General features: G+C 38.8%; 14 protein-coding genes. 3 read left to right on the top strand and 11 right to left on the bottom strand.

Annotation, left to right across the window (positions count from 1 at the left end; all coding sequences use genetic code 11):
• Positions 1 to 23 precede the first annotated feature (23 nt).
• The gene (locus ACUXV0_RS04025; protein ID WP_446191779.1) at positions 24 to 752 is read right to left on the bottom strand and encodes a hypothetical protein; all 729 of its coding nucleotides are present in this window, start codon (positions 750 to 752) and stop codon (positions 24 to 26) included.
• A gap of 201 nt (positions 753 to 953) precedes the next feature.
• On the opposite strand from ACUXV0_RS04025, the gene trxA reads away from it, so the two are divergent.
• The gene (gene trxA / locus ACUXV0_RS04020) at positions 954 to 1,277 is read left to right on the top strand and encodes a thioredoxin (protein WP_446191778.1); all 324 of its coding nucleotides are present in this window, start codon (positions 954 to 956) and stop codon (positions 1,275 to 1,277) included.
• 49 nt (positions 1,278 to 1,326) lie between these two features.
• Here trxA and ACUXV0_RS04015 read toward each other — a convergent pair whose 3' ends face one another.
• From ACUXV0_RS04015 to ACUXV0_RS03970, 10 genes are all read right to left on the bottom strand, one after another.
• Positions 1,327 to 2,535 (bottom strand): aspartate aminotransferase family protein, encoded by a 1,209-nt coding sequence (locus ACUXV0_RS04015; RefSeq protein WP_446191777.1) that lies wholly within the window; start codon positions 2,533 to 2,535, stop codon positions 1,327 to 1,329.
• 2 nt (positions 2,536 to 2,537) lie between these two features.
• Positions 2,538 to 3,722: a hypothetical protein gene (locus ACUXV0_RS04010; protein ID WP_446191776.1), complete on the bottom strand. Its 1,185-nt coding sequence runs from the start codon at positions 3,720 to 3,722 to the stop codon at positions 2,538 to 2,540.
• The gene (locus ACUXV0_RS04005) at positions 3,716 to 4,543 is read right to left on the bottom strand and encodes a type 1 glutamine amidotransferase (RefSeq protein ID WP_446191775.1); all 828 of its coding nucleotides are present in this window, start codon (positions 4,541 to 4,543) and stop codon (positions 3,716 to 3,718) included. The genes ACUXV0_RS04010 and ACUXV0_RS04005 overlap by 7 nt, the downstream gene beginning before the upstream one ends.
• Positions 4,544 to 4,582: 39 nt before the next feature.
• Entirely contained in the window at positions 4,583 to 5,680 is a 1,098-nt protein-coding gene (locus tag ACUXV0_RS04000; protein WP_446191774.1) for a carboxylate-amine ligase, read from the bottom strand.
• 9 nt (positions 5,681 to 5,689) lie between these two features.
• A complete protein-coding gene (locus tag ACUXV0_RS03995) occupies positions 5,690 to 6,643 on the bottom strand; it encodes an ATP-grasp domain-containing protein (protein WP_446191773.1) in 954 nt (317 codons plus the stop codon).
• Between the two features lie 37 nt (positions 6,644 to 6,680).
• Positions 6,681 to 7,388, bottom strand: a complete 708-nt coding sequence (locus ACUXV0_RS03990; protein ID WP_446191772.1) for an alpha/beta hydrolase-fold protein — start codon at positions 7,386 to 7,388, stop codon at positions 6,681 to 6,683.
• A gap of 148 nt (positions 7,389 to 7,536) precedes the next feature.
• Positions 7,537 to 7,965 carry a thioredoxin family protein gene (locus ACUXV0_RS03985; RefSeq protein WP_446191771.1) on the bottom strand — a complete coding sequence of 143 codons (429 nt, stop codon included), beginning with the start codon at positions 7,963 to 7,965 and terminating at the stop codon, positions 7,537 to 7,539.
• Positions 7,966 to 8,088: 123 nt separating this feature from the next.
• Positions 8,089 to 8,478, bottom strand: coding sequence for a hypothetical protein (locus ACUXV0_RS03980; protein ID WP_446191770.1), 390 nt, complete (start codon positions 8,476 to 8,478; stop codon positions 8,089 to 8,091).
• A 96-nt stretch (positions 8,479 to 8,574) separates the two neighbouring features.
• Positions 8,575 to 9,843 carry a hypothetical protein gene (locus ACUXV0_RS03975; RefSeq protein WP_446191769.1) on the bottom strand — a complete coding sequence of 423 codons (1,269 nt, stop codon included), beginning with the start codon at positions 9,841 to 9,843 and terminating at the stop codon, positions 8,575 to 8,577.
• Positions 9,844 to 9,965: 122 nt separating this feature from the next.
• Positions 9,966 to 12,320 (bottom strand): carboxypeptidase-like regulatory domain-containing protein, encoded by a 2,355-nt coding sequence (locus tag ACUXV0_RS03970; protein ID WP_446191768.1) that lies wholly within the window; start codon positions 12,318 to 12,320, stop codon positions 9,966 to 9,968.
• A gap of 131 nt (positions 12,321 to 12,451) precedes the next feature.
• Between ACUXV0_RS03970 and ACUXV0_RS03965 the strand changes: the two genes are divergently transcribed.
• Positions 12,452 to 13,606 carry a parallel beta-helix domain-containing protein gene (locus tag ACUXV0_RS03965; RefSeq protein ID WP_446191767.1) on the top strand — a complete coding sequence of 385 codons (1,155 nt, stop codon included), beginning with the start codon at positions 12,452 to 12,454 and terminating at the stop codon, positions 13,604 to 13,606.
• An 8-nt stretch (positions 13,607 to 13,614) separates the two neighbouring features.
• Positions 13,615 to 14,277: a hypothetical protein gene (locus ACUXV0_RS03960; RefSeq protein WP_446191766.1), complete on the top strand. Its 663-nt coding sequence runs from the start codon at positions 13,615 to 13,617 to the stop codon at positions 14,275 to 14,277.
• The last annotated feature ends 7 nt before the right edge of the window (positions 14,278 to 14,284 follow it).

The following is a 14,284-nucleotide window of genomic DNA, read 5'->3' as shown; positions in this document are numbered from 1 at the left end:
ATTATCTATCCCCAAAAGTACTACTACTTTTCTTCTTTTAATTGATCCTGGTAAGCCGTCAGCTTATCCTTATCACCTGTGGCAGCAATTGCTGCCTGAGCAGGCCATGTGCTTGGATCGTTGGCATTATAGCGGGTACCACCTTTAGCCACCAGCATTGTTTTTATTTCTTCTGCATTGGCTTCGGCCAATTTCGTGAAACTGTTAATTCCGTCTTCCTTCAAATACTTTTCTATCGCCGGTCCTATACCTAAAATGATTTTCAAATTATCTCCGGAAGCTTTAGTGGTAACTGATTTCGGCTTTGCCGGAGCTTTTTTAACTGGACTCGCCTTTTTGGCTGGAGTCTCTTTTTTCGCTTCAGCAGGTACCTTTTCTACTGGTTTAGGAGCAGTTTCAGCTTTGGCTGCAGGTTTTTGAGCTATCTTCTCTGGTTTTACCTCAGGTTTAACCTCCTTTTTCTCTGTCTTTTTTGCTTTGGTCTTGGAAGATTTAGGTTTTGAAGACGAGCCTTTGTCTGATTTTGACTTCTTTTTTTTATCTTTTTTCTTACTTTTCTTTTTTTCATCACCAGAAGTCAGGTCCATCATCCATTTCTCGAATTTTGATTTTTTCCCTTCTTTCGATTCTATGGAGAAAAGGAAGTTGCTCACTGTTTTTCCTTTCTCAGTTACCTTGTCTACTAAGCTGATGGATTTTACCTTTTTGAAACTCTTGATAAAGGCTTTTAGTGCTTTCTTATCTGATGACATGATTGTTGTTTTGATCTATATTAGCAAAACTATGTATCCACTAAATATTTAACAATTATTTAATATTAAGTTTTAGAAAACTTAATATTGGTAATTTCATATTACATAGGTTAGACAGAATTCATAGCAATCGAAAACTTCAGGAACTTTAAATTGTTATGTAGGTGTTTCATCATTGTAATTTTTAAAAACAACACAGTAATGGCAGGTAAAGCAATTGAAATTAATGACAGCAACTTTAAAGAGCTGATCGCTTCAGATAAACCAGTATTAGTAGATTTTTGGGCAGAATGGTGCGGACCTTGTAAAATGATTGGGCCGGTAGTTGAAGAAATCGCTGGTGAATACGAAGAGCAAGCAGTGGTAGGTAAAATGGACGTTGATGCGAACAGCAGCACACCAATGGAATTTGGAATCCGTTCAATTCCTACATTGATGATCTTCAAGAATGGCGAAATGGTTGATAAGATCGTTGGTGCTGTGCCAAAGCATGTGTTAACACAAAAGCTTGAAGCAGCAATGTAATTTTCAAATAGTTTATAATGAGAAGCCGCAATGAACATTGCGGCTTTTTTTATGCACTTACCTGGTCAATAGCCGAAGTAATTACCTCACAAGCTTTCTCAATTTCCTGATCGGTAATAATTAATGGAGGAGCAATTCTCATAGAGTCGTCACAATACAAAAACCAGTCTGTAATCACTCCATTTTTTATCGTTTCCTGAATTACAGCCAGCAGAAAGTCAAAATCTCCAATTTCTGCGGCCAGCATTAAACCTTCACCACGAACATCTTTGATTTTGGGATGAGAACTAAGCAAATCTTTGAAAAGCTGACCTTTCCTTTTAGTTTCAAAAACCTCAATTTCCTTTTGCCAACTTTCTAAGGATGCCAGTCCTGCGGCACAGCTCACCGGGTGGCCTCCAAAAGTAGTGATATGCCCCAAAATTGGGTTATCACGAAAGACATGCATCAATTGACTTGGAGCTATCATAGCTCCTATTGGCATTCCACCTCCAAGTCCTTTGGCGGCTAAAAGGATATCGGGTGTGATTCCATAATCTTCGAAAGCCCAGAAGTTTCCTGTTCTGCCGGCTCCAGATTGAATCTCATCGAATACGAGTAAGGTGCCCGTCTTTTTGCAGCGTTCTGCTACTGCCGAGATAAAGTCCTTTGTGGTTACTCTAACACCACTTTCACCACCGATCACTTCCATAAATACAGCGGCGGTCTTCTCCGATATTTTTTCAATATCATCAAAGTTCTCTCGCTCCATCTTCGTGATTTCAGGCAGCAAAGGCCTATAATTTCTTTTGAAGTCTTCATCACCTAAGGATAGTGCCCCTTGGGTACTACCATGGTATGCCTTGTGAAAAGACAATATTTCTGGCCTACCAGTATATCTTTTCACCAATTTCATGGCTGCTTCTACTGCTTCAGTACCAGAATTGACGAAGTAAACATTGTCAAATGACTGACCTTTATTTGACTTGTAGTTGGCTAAAGTATCTGTGAGTGCCTTGGCAAATTTTACCTGGGGTGTTTGAACAAACTCTCCGTAGACCATTTGATGCAGGTATTTGCCAGCTTGTACCTGAATGGCCTTTACAATTTCAGGATGAGAGTGCCCCATGTTGCTTACCGCAATCCCTGAAATCAGATCAATATGCTTTTTGCCTTCTGTATCAATCAAATAAACGCCCATGGCTTCATTGAACTGAAGTGCCAATGGTGTATCACTCGTTTGTGCTACATTATTCAGAAATACTTGTCTTAAATCCATACCTAGTTGGTTTCAAAATAAACGGCACTGGCCCCTGTCCAGAAATCTCCCATATTCCCGGAGTTCATCATCTCATCTTTGCTTAATCTGGCCAGACTGGTGATCAATTTAGGGCGACTATGATTTTTAGGCCATATATAAATCATTCTTATTTCAGCCTTTGTTTCCGAAAGGTCAACAGATTTAACACATGGAGCGTACTCAATTCTTTCCTGAAGTATATAGTTTTCAGGGTCTGGTATAGCATCTAGATCTTCTTTAGTCGGTTTTAAATTAACGCCTTGACCTCCGAAAGAGAATATGGGTTTCAGAACGTATTTACTGAGCTGATCCCAATCTTCGAAATCTGTTAAAAAGAAACTCTTCTTTTGAGTTTTGCTTTTGATGAGAGGTAAACAGTATTTACTTACTCTATAATACCAGTTTGGGTTAGTTAACCATTCTACATTACTACTTTGAAGTATAGAAACCTGTTTTTTGATCTCCTGACTATCAGGTAATTCTTCAAAAATGACACGATTGTATATTGTATCTATTTTGATTTCCTGATCTTCTTTCAAGTAATAAAGGTCGCTTCCTTTTTGAAAAACTGAAGTAAGACAAACAGTATTAAAACCCCAGTAAAGCTCAGAAATTTTAAAGTCTATCCTCGTTTTTTGATCGGCAGGTTTATACTCCAGCAAAACAGTCTCTCCCGACTCCTTTTTGAGGTATTTGCCTACTTCTGTGATATAATTAAAGGCGTTGATTCGGTTAAAAAAGGGAGATAGCGAAGCATCTGGCTTATAGTGTTTCTTATACTTTCCAGCCAGATAGTGTTGCCAGCCCAGTAAAGTTGGAAAGCCCTGTAGCTCAACTAACTCAGGTTTAAAAACACCATTTTCGTCTTTGCTTACGGCATAATCAATACACAGAAAGTCTGGATGATCACCTTCATTTGCAAAGCGAAATTGATCAGGTATTGCTTTTTCAGTGAGTTCTTTGAAATTAGGTTTGGTAAGGAAATCTATCACCGTATTTCCTTCAATTAGCAACTTCGTTTTAAATTCCCGATCAATAAAAACAGGTGTTTCAGATACTTTAAAGTCTAATTGACCCGGAAATTCGCTTTCTATTTCCTGAAGAAGTTTTTGGTGATGAACAACTTCAAAGTTTGCATTAAATTCGGTTCTAAATCTCTCTAACATTCAGCCATTTTTGGTTCATTTAGCACAGAAGCTAAGAATTCTGGGATAATCACAGATTCGGTGTAAGTGATTTTGTCTTCGTCTTCTAATTGCTCCAGCATAGTGTGTAATTTTTCTTCTCCATGCTCCGCAATTACAGCCATGCGTTTGTCTTCTTGCTCAAAATACCGCCTCATTCCCAAGGCGTCAGCTTCAGGATGAAATTGTACACCAATGATCTCATCAGAAAGTCTGATCCCCATAACGGCTCTTTCTAGAGGAACATGCGGACGTTTCTTTTCCAGGGCTAAAATTTCAGCATTCATATCAGCCAGAGTATCTTCATTCGGCTGAATCACCTGGAAGTCTCTTGAGTCTACAGCCCAAAAAGGATCATCCAGCTTTGAGAAAAGTTCTTCTTGCTTCCCGGCTTCTGTTTTATGTATTGGCATTACTCCAAAAGAGGTAGATTTTCTGGAACAGACCAGTCCAAGATGAAAGTGCTGAACCATAAGCTGGAAAGAATGGCAAATAAGTAAGCCTCTTTTTTTGAGAGGTTCTGTTTTATTCCATTGTACCACTTTTTCCAGAAATTGACCGTAGTCAGTTTCCCATTGATGTCCTTCAAAAAGCGGACTCCCAGGCCCACCAGTACCAATAAAGGCGTCAAAATCTTCTAATGAGGGTAGTTCTCCCTTCCCTCTGACATCAAATGTTTGGTAAATTCCATCAACTTCATTTTGCTCAAAAAACTGTGAAATCAGCGATTTTATGCATCGCATTCCTTCATTTGGGTAGTCATTATAGAAGTCAAGAATAGCTATTCTTATGTGTTGATTCATATTTGGCTTTTACGTGATACAAAGGTCGCAAAAAATGCGTCAAAGACCGAATTTAGTCTCTTCTATCATATAATCAACGACATGATACAGGTCTGAATTTTCTTGATAGACTGCTAATTGACGGTCGGCCCCTGTACCATTTTCCAGAATTTGATGAACATATTCAATCTCTGAACGACAGCCCAGCTCGTCTACCACATCATCAATGAAAATAAGAAGTTCATTGAGCAGGCTTTTATAATCTCGCTCAGTCTCATTCACAAAATCAATTAGACTAGCATGAATCCCATCTCTGGCGGCTCGCCATTTATTTTCAGCAATTAAAAGTCTTCTATATGAGCTGTATTGAGGTTTTTCTTTTCTTAGTTTATAGAGCTTAGCTGTAAGTGCCTGGCAAAGGGCGGCAATACAGATGGTCTCCTCTGCTCTCAGAGGAATATCGCAGATTCGATATTCAATAGTCGGGAAAACTGGATGAACTCTGACATCCCACCAAATTTTTTTGGGATTATCAATGCAATTGGTCTTCATCAAAACATTCACATAGTCGTCATATTCCTCAATTGACGAAAACCGATCAGGAATACCTGTACGAGGAAACTTATCAAAAACCTTCGACCTGTAGGACATAAAACCAGTATTACGACCACACCAAAAAGGTGAATTGGTGCTTAAGGCATGCAGATGGGGCAAGAAATACCTTACCTCATTCATTATTTTGACAGCTTCTTGTCTATTTTCTATCCCCACATGCACATGAAGACCAAAAATGAGGTTTCCTCTGGCCACGTCCCGCATTTCATTGACAAGTTTGTCGTATTTCTCGTCTGGAGTAATGAGTTGATCTGCCCAGTCGGAAAACGGATGAGTTCCTGCGGCCGCCACAGATAGACCTTTTGCCGAAGCCAGGTCAATGAGCTTATTTCTTAGAAAATGAACCTCTTCAGTGGCTTCCTTGATATTTTGACAAATACCAGTCCCTGTTTCCACCACAGCCTGGTGCATCTCCTGTTTAATACGTTCCTGTAGAATTACTTTCCCTTCTTCTACCAATTGAGACATGTGCGACTTCAGCTGTCTGGTCTCGGGATCTATAATCTGAAATTCTTCTTCTATACCAATGGTAAAGGAGGACATAAGTACTTTTTAATGATTGCCGGCTTTGTAAACCTGCCCAAAAGTACAATTGATCTGATTAGGCTTTAGCTTTTTTGCTCGGGAAATTGCCAATTCTGCGATTTCATCCACCATCCACTTAAAGTTTTCTGAGCCAATACTGTAGGCATCGGCATCAGGAATGGGAGTGCATGCGTCTACAACAATTAATTTTCCGTCTTTGATAACGAAATCTATCACATTGATATCCAGCCCTAAGGTTTTGGTGATTTTTCTAGCCTGTGTTTTCATGGCTTTCTCATGCTTTTTCATGGCACTGTCTGTATAATCGAAAGCCTTGGCATAACGCAAATGATGAGGGTTATTAGGCTCAAATGGCATGAGATGTACATTTTTACCTCCCACACAAATGGCTTTGATAAAATGGTCAAATTCAATTTTCTCCTGTAACATCATAATATTGCAGCCAGTGTTTTCATGTTTTTGCCATAGGTCATCAATGCCATTGACTTCAACGGATTTATCTCCATACATTCTGGCATTGGGCTTCATTACAGAAGGAAAGCCAACATAAGAAAGCATTTCTTCCCACTCCATCGGGAATTTGAGGTTTCTAAAGCTGGTTTCGTTAGTGTGGGATGGTCTTTCTTTTGAAGGTAAGAGTATCGTTTTTGCCGTGTTTATTTTTAGTCTAGTACAAGTTTTTAGAGCATTGAACTTATCATAACTAACTGATTGCAATGGGTTATTGAGAATAGCTACATCATTTGAGGCTGCGTCTAAAAGGTATGATCGATAATAGGGGATAAGATCTGAAATTCGATCAATGATTAAATCATAGGTGCTGCTTTCGGTTAACTGAACTTTTCCAATACTCAATATTTCTGCCTTGATTTCAAAGGCTTCACCGAGCTCGTTAATTCGTTCAATCAGAGCATATGGGAAGGTGTTTTCGCTTCCGAATAGTATACCGATCTTTTTCATTTATCTCTTTGGCAATTCAATAGGGCAGTAGCCATTTTTACAGGAAAGCGTCAAGATACTTAGGAAAAACGGAATTCCATAAAGGCCACTTTGGCTCAAGCCATTGCTGCTCGTCATACCAATGATCTATTTGCTTTTGACCCAAAAGTCTTGACATTGCTAAATTTTCATTTTTACTCCCATCCTCATCAGAGGTACTCAGTACAATTTTGAGATGATTATACGTCCAACTTTCTGCATTCGGAAGAAAATCATGTGGGCTATTGAAGTATACATTATCATCGAAATAGCCATCCAGAAAATCTCTGATATTATAACTGCCACTCATTGATATCAGGAAATTGACAAAATTGGGATATTTGAAAGTGAAATTAAGGGCATGAAAACCACCAAAGCCTGTGCCTGCCATACCAATTCGGTGCACATTACATTCCAATTGTATCAAAGGGATAAGTTCGTCTTTCACAAACTGCAGATATCGCTGATAATTAAAGATCTTGATATTTGAAGAAAGATTTTCTGCATGTAGACACTGATAATCTATGTTCTCTACGGCATAGATTTTAATCTTACCTTCATCTACTTTCTCTTTTACAGAATCAATAAGTCCATGTGTATCAAATAGTTCAGGAGAGCACTTTGCATCTGGAAACACTAAAATTGGATAACCCCAGTGGCCATAAATTTTAAGCTCTAAATTCTTACCCAAAGTCTGTGAAAAAATAGATCTGCTTTCTTTCTGCATGATCCCTAAGTTAATTTCGTCTAATGGTTTGAATCTAGAGTCTTTACTATTAATATCAAAATTATTTCTTTGAAAAATTATATTTTAAATAGCCAATAAAAAAAGGAGTAACCGTAAGCTACTCCTTGTAAATATTCTTACGCCTTTTTTATGACTCAGTTCTCTTTGCTTGAGCTGTTTTAGCTACTGACATCAATTGTTCGGGGTTTCTATAACCTAAAACCTGATGTACCACCTGCTGGGTATTTGGGTCAATAAAATACAAGGTAGGATAAGCTCGTACTCCAAATTTACGGGCTAGTGTAGGTCCTTCTCCTTTTTCCATATCAAACTTTGCACTTACAAAGGTCTTATTGAAATATGTACCAACTTCTGGATCAGGAAATACTTTGGCTTGTAGTAATTTACATGGACCACACCAGGTAGTATAGGCATCCATAAAGATGAGTTTATTCTCTTTTTTGGCCTTGGCCACTACTGCTGCCCAATTGGCATCATGTTCAAAAGAGATCCCTTGGGCAAAAGAACCAAAGGCAAAAACACTCAAAAGTAAGGTTATAAAAAGCTTTTTATGCATTGACTTATTTAGTTTCAGATGAATAATTGGTTGTTTATCAAACATTGATTAGATGTCACAAAGTTTAACGAGATTGTTGCATTCTTGTTATTCTATTGTTAATCAAAACAATTATTAGACCAATTAGTCGTCGTCTTCATCATCATCTGGCTCCGGCTTATCTTTGCTGTAGGAGTCGGTTTCTTCCTCGTCATCATCTGAATTGATATAATCGAGGTCGCCGTACTTATCATTATAGTCCTCTTTAACGTCATCACGCAGATTTCCATCTTCATCGAAATCGTCATCGTCTTCAATAATCTCCTCTGCACGTTCTACAGTCATTCTTACCAAATAGTACTTTTCATCTGTTTCAAATGGTAAGGCAGAAACATACAACCCATCTTTATTCGTGAATCTGATCAAAGATTCAGCAAAACCATAGGGGTAGTTTAATTTGATTTGCTCTTGAATTCTTTCTTCAAGTTTGTCAAAATCCTTAATAACGCGAGGTTTTCCAGAGGTCTGACTCATAACTTTAACATTTTAATTTCTAAGTGCGAATTAAGACGAAAAGAAAATAGAAATGCAAAGTCAAGGGTACAATTTTTAACAAAAAATTGGCCGGGATTAAGAACATCCATCCTGTGCAGCCTCTTTACGTTGCTCTGCAAAAGTCTCTTTATCCTTGGCGAGGGTTTGTCCGAGTACCTTTAATTCATAACCACCTTCTACTACCATTTTGACATAGCCTTTTTTACACAGCGGCCCCCATTCCAGGCTACTTCCGGTGGTGAATCCTGTATGAATATAGGCCACTTCCTGGCCTGCAATATTGAGTCCAACGCGTGGGAAGGCCACTCCAAACTGGATATCTACGGGAGATCCAATAAAAGCTGCAGAGTCAAAAGTTCCGTCTTTAAAATTGTTTTTACCTATACTACCAGAAGTGGAAACGCTAGAGCCTTTGTACTCAAAACCTGCGTCGGCAGAAAGAGAGACTTCACTACTTGCAGTAGCCGAAGAATTAACATCCGGCATAGTTAACTGCGTTACAAACTGAATACCGATATCAATAGAAACCGGAATAGGAAGAGGTACAGGTCCCGATGGTGTTGGAATGAAGCGAATAGGAATTTTTAGTGCTACCTCGGGGAGTTTAAAACTGTGCGAACCAGATTTGGTGCCAGCGGCACTTAATGAAAGCTTTAAATCTGCTGTGATTCCTTTATTATCAGATTTGAAAGTGGAGAGTTTACCACCTGAGATTCCAATTTGGGTTTGTTGAGTAGGTAATTTAACAGTGCCTTCGGCTGTAAAAGCCGCTGTAGCCGATCCACCTACTTTCTTGGCCATAACAAAAGTAAACTTACATGAATTGATTTTTCCGTCAACGGCCTGTGGTTCTATTTTGATAGAATGGTCAATACCACCTGAGCTATATTTAACTTCAATAGGCCCCTTTCTTCTTAGTTTGGCTATAGGTACTTCTATTTGGCCATCAATGACAATGGCACTAGCCTGATCCCACTCGGGGGCAACGTCCCAACTGATTTCACCTTCCTTTATAACATCGGTTAGAATGGCATCTTCAGTTTTTATGTCATAGTTATCTCCACTTTTTGAAACTGAAACCACTTTCCGCATGTGCTTTCCTGGGACCAAAATGGTCTGTCCTGCCATAGGCTCGGAGCTAAAGCTACTGCCTGCAAATGTGTACACCTGATTTGTGGTATCTATCGCTATAACAGGATCAGAAGAGGATTCTTCTAGGATAAGTGCGTTTTCCTGATATTCAATATCTACTCCGCTATCAGTTGGTGAAGGATCAGAACTCTTATTACAGGAGAGTATTGATAGAAACAGAGCTGAAATGAATAGAATAAAAGTCTTTTTCATGGCCATAAATAGTTTGGGCAAAACTAACTAAGACCTATCACTAAAACTTTAAACTTTTGTCAGTGACAAAATGAACTGTGCAGATGGTTCAAAAAACTGTGTCAATGGCCGATAATGATTGACTAAAAATCCCATTGAAAACTTAAAACTGGTGTAAAACCGGCACCTCTATAAATGAGGTAGGTTTCATTTGTGTTGAAGTTATAACCAAGGCTGCTTGGGTTTCTGGTATTCAGTACATTTTGAATGTCAAGGTTAATTTTACCTGCGACCTTATTCCCATTATATGTGTAGGACATTCTTCCGTCCAGTCTCTTATATGGCCCTACTTGTCCTTCATATGCCCTGGAAATATCATTGAAATAGTACCCACGTTCACGTGTTTCAGTCAAATCTGGTGGTGTATATCTGAAACCACCTTTAAAAAGGTAACGTCCACCTATCTGAAGAATACGACCTTTTTTGAAATAGAATTCTTTGCCTAATGTCAATGCTGAACTATAGCGGGAGTTAAATCTTGAATTGAATGTGCGACCATCGGGCATTGAATATTTGGCATCAAAAACAGACCCATTCAGTAAAAAGTAATAGCCCTGACTAAAGGTTTTTTCTAAGGCTAAGTCTACTCCTTTGTTCATTCCACCGCCTTCACTGACTACACTAAACTCTGGAAAATTACCACCAGCATTCAGCATCCAGTAAATAGACTCCGGTAATGGTGATGCAGGGATATTGAATAGTTTTTGGTGATAGGCTTCAAGGCTTAATCGCATACGGTTTTTTGTATACAAGTGATACGCCAAAACTAAATGTCTGGTCTTCATTAATTCCAGGTCATTATTGACCAATTCGCCCTCAGAGTTCTGATAAAAGTAATTCATCATTGGAGGTATTTGGCTATGCAGTCCATAGCTGAAACTAATCTTCTGGCTTGCCGTAGGCGTAAACTGCAAAGATGCTCTAGGCTCTATGGAGAATTTGTTATTCAGGTTTAGTCTTAAGAAATGGTAGCCTGCATTCAATCGCCATTTATTTTTGAGATAACTGAATTGCGAATAATGTTGTATCGTGCTTGTTCTTCCACTACCAGCAACAGAAACCTCGGTCTGGAGCTCATTGATATCCGATACATTAGTTCTGGGAGTCTTTTCTTTTAGAAAGTCAAAGTTGATAAAGTTGGCGATGATTCCACTTTTGAACAGGAAATTACTGCTGAATTTCTGGTTTAAGGTTATAGATGAAGCAATCCTTTTGTCTGTAAAGTTTTGGGTTTCGTATCTGAATCTTTCATTGGTCAAGCTCAGCGTATCATTCATGACTTTAATATCACTAGCCATAAGAGCGACTACAGTTTTCAGATAACCTTTTGAATTAATTCTAAACGTATTGGTAACACCCATGGCTGTCATATTGGCCGGTCTTACTCTATCTTCAGAATGATTGGAAATCGTCAAATCTCGTTCTTCAGGAATATCTACTGGTTGATAGTTTTCTTCACTAAGGCCTCCCATCCCGAAAACGGTGGTTACAGATTTCTGATTTTTTGACTTGAACGTTAGGTTGAAGCTTAAATCTTGGAATTCATTGGTCACTCGCTCACCAACAAAATTGAAACCTATGGCCGAGAGTAAACCTAAAGTAGAATATCGGTAATTAATTAAATATGAAGATCGCTCATTTTTTAATGGGCCTTCGGTAGCAAAATCAAGTCCTAACAAACCAATTTTTACCCGATGCTCTCTTTTATAGAAATTCCCTGGCCTGAAGTGAATATCAAAGGCACCGCTTAGTGCATTGCCATATTCAGCGGCAAATCCCCCGGTATTGAAATCTGATTTTGCGAGGAGCTGAGCAGAAAAAACGGTAATACCCCCACCTGATGAACCAATGACCGCGAAATGATTTGGATTTGGGATGTCAATACCCTCAAGTCTCCATAAAATACCCACAGGCGAATTACCTCTTACAATGATTTGATTTTCATTATCATCAGCCCCAATGGTGACACCCGGGTAGGAGAGAACCACTCTTCCCGGGTCATTTATACCAGCGGGTATACGTTCTGTTTCTTCTGAAGTAAAAGACCTGGTACTGACTACCGATAGCTCATTTAAAGGCTCAAAAGCATTTTTATTGGCGGTTACAATGACCTCATTGCCTTGAATACTTCCTTCACTAAGTTTGATTTCAAAGTATGACTCTTTGGAACTCTGATGTAGAAACGTCTCTGTTTCGGTGGGTTCATAGCCCAAAAAGGTGACTCTTATAAAATGACGTCCTGCGGGCACATTTGCTATTTCAAAACGTCCCTGTGCATCACTCAGAACACCTGATCCATCTGTTTTACCATCTAAAAGTATAGTGGCTCCCTGTAAAGGCTCTTTGGTGGTAATATCGGTGATATTTCCTCTTATGCTGGTTTGAGCCATAGAAATGACGGGCATAAGAAATAGAAGTAGGGCTAAAGGTCTTTTCATAGGTTAAAGGCAAAATTTCAGTTCTCGCCAAGAATTGAAATTTTAGTGGTTGGTGTACAATTTCAGTTTTTTTATTGGATCTCAACCTAAAATCATCATAAAAATCCTAGATTGCTTAAAACACCTTAACTATGAGATTAATACGCTATTCTTCTTTTTTCTGTCTCCTCTTGGCTAGTTCTATCGTTACAGCTCAATCGGCCATTCAAAAGGAAATTCAAACCAAGTTTATTCTGGCAGAAGATGGTGACGAAATTGAAATTCGGGAAGGCAGATTTGAGATTTCAAGTACGCTATCTATTGAAGGTAAGAAGAACATCATCATCAAGGGTGCCGGAATTGGTAAAACCGTATTGGATTTTAAAGATCAGACAGATGGTGCCGAAGGTATTAGGATCTCAAACATGAAGAATGTAACCCTTCAGGATCTTTCTGTGCTCAATGCTTCTGGCGACGCTGTAAAAGCCATGAATGTAAAGGACGTGAAATTTTTGAGAGTAGAAACCTCTTGGGAAGGGAAGCCTAAAGCTAGCAATGGTGCATATGGCTTATATCCTGTTATGTGTAAAGGAGTTCATATTGAAGGCTGTATAGCCAGAGGAGCTTCAGATGCGGGTATTTATGTTGGTCAGTCTAAAAACATTATTGTTAAAGAGAGCATTGCAAGGGAGAATGTTGCCGGGATAGAAATCGAAAACTCTCTCAATGCCGAAGTATTTGATAATACTGCCATTGGCAATACAGGAGGAATTTTGGTGTTTGACCTCCCTGATCTGGTACAGAAAAAAGGCGGTAATGTGAAAGTCTTTGATAACCACATTGAGGCCAATAATTATAAGAATTTTGCCCCAAAAGGTAATATCGTCGGTAAGGTACCTCCGGGTACCGGTGTTTTAATTTTGGCTACTTCAGATGTTGAAGTTTATGACAACCTAATTAGAAATAACAGAACTCTTGGAATTGGAGTTATCAGCTATTTCACCACTGAGAACCCCATCAATGACGATGAATACGACCCATATCCGAAAAAGATATCGATTCATGACAATGAATTTGAAAGAAAGGCTCAAAAAACCACGGGTAAAGGTCGATTTGGTAAAATGTATCGATTGGTCTTGAAATTTGGTAAAGATGTTCCATTTATTCATTGGGATGGTATCAGGAATCCTGATGATAAGACCTGGGTATTATGTGTTGAAGACAATGTGAATGAGTCTTTTGTCAATCTGGACGTCGAAAATAATTTTGAGAATGTAAGTCGAGAGTTGATCGGCTGTGAAAAATAAGTAAAGCTATGTTTGTTGGTCACTATGCCCCTGCATTTCTTTTAAAATCTAAAGAGCCTAAAGTGTCTCTGGGAGCACTCTTTATTGCTACTCAGTTCGTCGATATTTTGTTCTTTCCTTTTACAATGTTAGGTATTGAACACCTACGCTTTGTGGATGGATTTACTGAAGTCAATAATTTCGATATGCATCATATGCCATATACGCATGGTTTAGTGGCATCACTTATTTGGGCTGTACTTTTTGGCTGGGTATATAGCCGATTCTTTGTAAAGAAATCTGAAGACAAGAAGTCTATTGCGGTGATTATTGCTTTAGGTGTATTATCCCATTGGTTTGTAGACCTGTTAGTACATACGCCCGATTTACCATTAGTGTTCGGTGATCCAAAGGTTGGATTTGGCCTTTGGAATTTCAAAAATATCGCATTCGGTTTAGAAGTTACTTTACTGATTATCTGCGTTTTGGTCTATGTCTTAAAAAACAAACCGACGAAGAAATATGGCCTCATATTTATGGTATTGTTCACAGCTTTCTTGATCATTGTGAACTACCTTAACTTTTATATCTTGCCGAAGGAGGAGAACTTAACCAATCTTACAATTTCTGCCCTCTTATCTTACTTTGCTTTTGCGGGTATGGCACACGGGGTGGATAAAGCTTATGATTAGAATATTA

The sequence above is a fragment of the Jiulongibacter sp. NS-SX5 genome (genome assembly GCF_052828545.1).
Note: the sequence above shows the minus strand (reverse complement) of the source record. Positions and strands in the feature narration are given on the sequence as shown.

Coding starts and splice junctions, on each gene's coding strand:
- ACUXV0_RS04025 (WP_446191779.1), bottom strand. CDS start 752: ATGTCATCAGATAAGAAAGCACTAAAAGCCTTTATCAAGAGTTTCAAA.
- trxA (WP_446191778.1), top strand. CDS start 954: ATGGCAGGTAAAGCAATTGAAATTAATGACAGCAACTTTAAAGAGCTG.
- ACUXV0_RS04015 (WP_446191777.1), bottom strand. CDS start 2,535: ATGGATTTAAGACAAGTATTTCTGAATAATGTAGCACAAACGAGTGAT.
- ACUXV0_RS04010 (WP_446191776.1), bottom strand. CDS start 3,722: ATGTTAGAGAGATTTAGAACCGAATTTAATGCAAACTTTGAAGTTGTT.
- ACUXV0_RS04005 (WP_446191775.1), bottom strand. CDS start 4,543: ATGAATCAACACATAAGAATAGCTATTCTTGACTTCTATAATGACTAC.
- ACUXV0_RS04000 (WP_446191774.1), bottom strand. CDS start 5,680: ATGTCCTCCTTTACCATTGGTATAGAAGAAGAATTTCAGATTATAGAT.
- ACUXV0_RS03995 (WP_446191773.1), bottom strand. CDS start 6,643: ATGAAAAAGATCGGTATACTATTCGGAAGCGAAAACACCTTCCCATAT.
- ACUXV0_RS03990 (WP_446191772.1), bottom strand. CDS start 7,388: ATGCAGAAAGAAAGCAGATCTATTTTTTCACAGACTTTGGGTAAGAAT.
- ACUXV0_RS03985 (WP_446191771.1), bottom strand. CDS start 7,965: ATGCATAAAAAGCTTTTTATAACCTTACTTTTGAGTGTTTTTGCCTTT.
- ACUXV0_RS03980 (WP_446191770.1), bottom strand. CDS start 8,478: ATGAGTCAGACCTCTGGAAAACCTCGCGTTATTAAGGATTTTGACAAA.
- ACUXV0_RS03975 (WP_446191769.1), bottom strand. CDS start 9,843: ATGAAAAAGACTTTTATTCTATTCATTTCAGCTCTGTTTCTATCAATA.
- ACUXV0_RS03970 (WP_446191768.1), bottom strand. CDS start 12,320: ATGAAAAGACCTTTAGCCCTACTTCTATTTCTTATGCCCGTCATTTCT.
- ACUXV0_RS03965 (WP_446191767.1), top strand. CDS start 12,452: ATGAGATTAATACGCTATTCTTCTTTTTTCTGTCTCCTCTTGGCTAGT.
- ACUXV0_RS03960 (WP_446191766.1), top strand. CDS start 13,615: ATGTTTGTTGGTCACTATGCCCCTGCATTTCTTTTAAAATCTAAAGAG.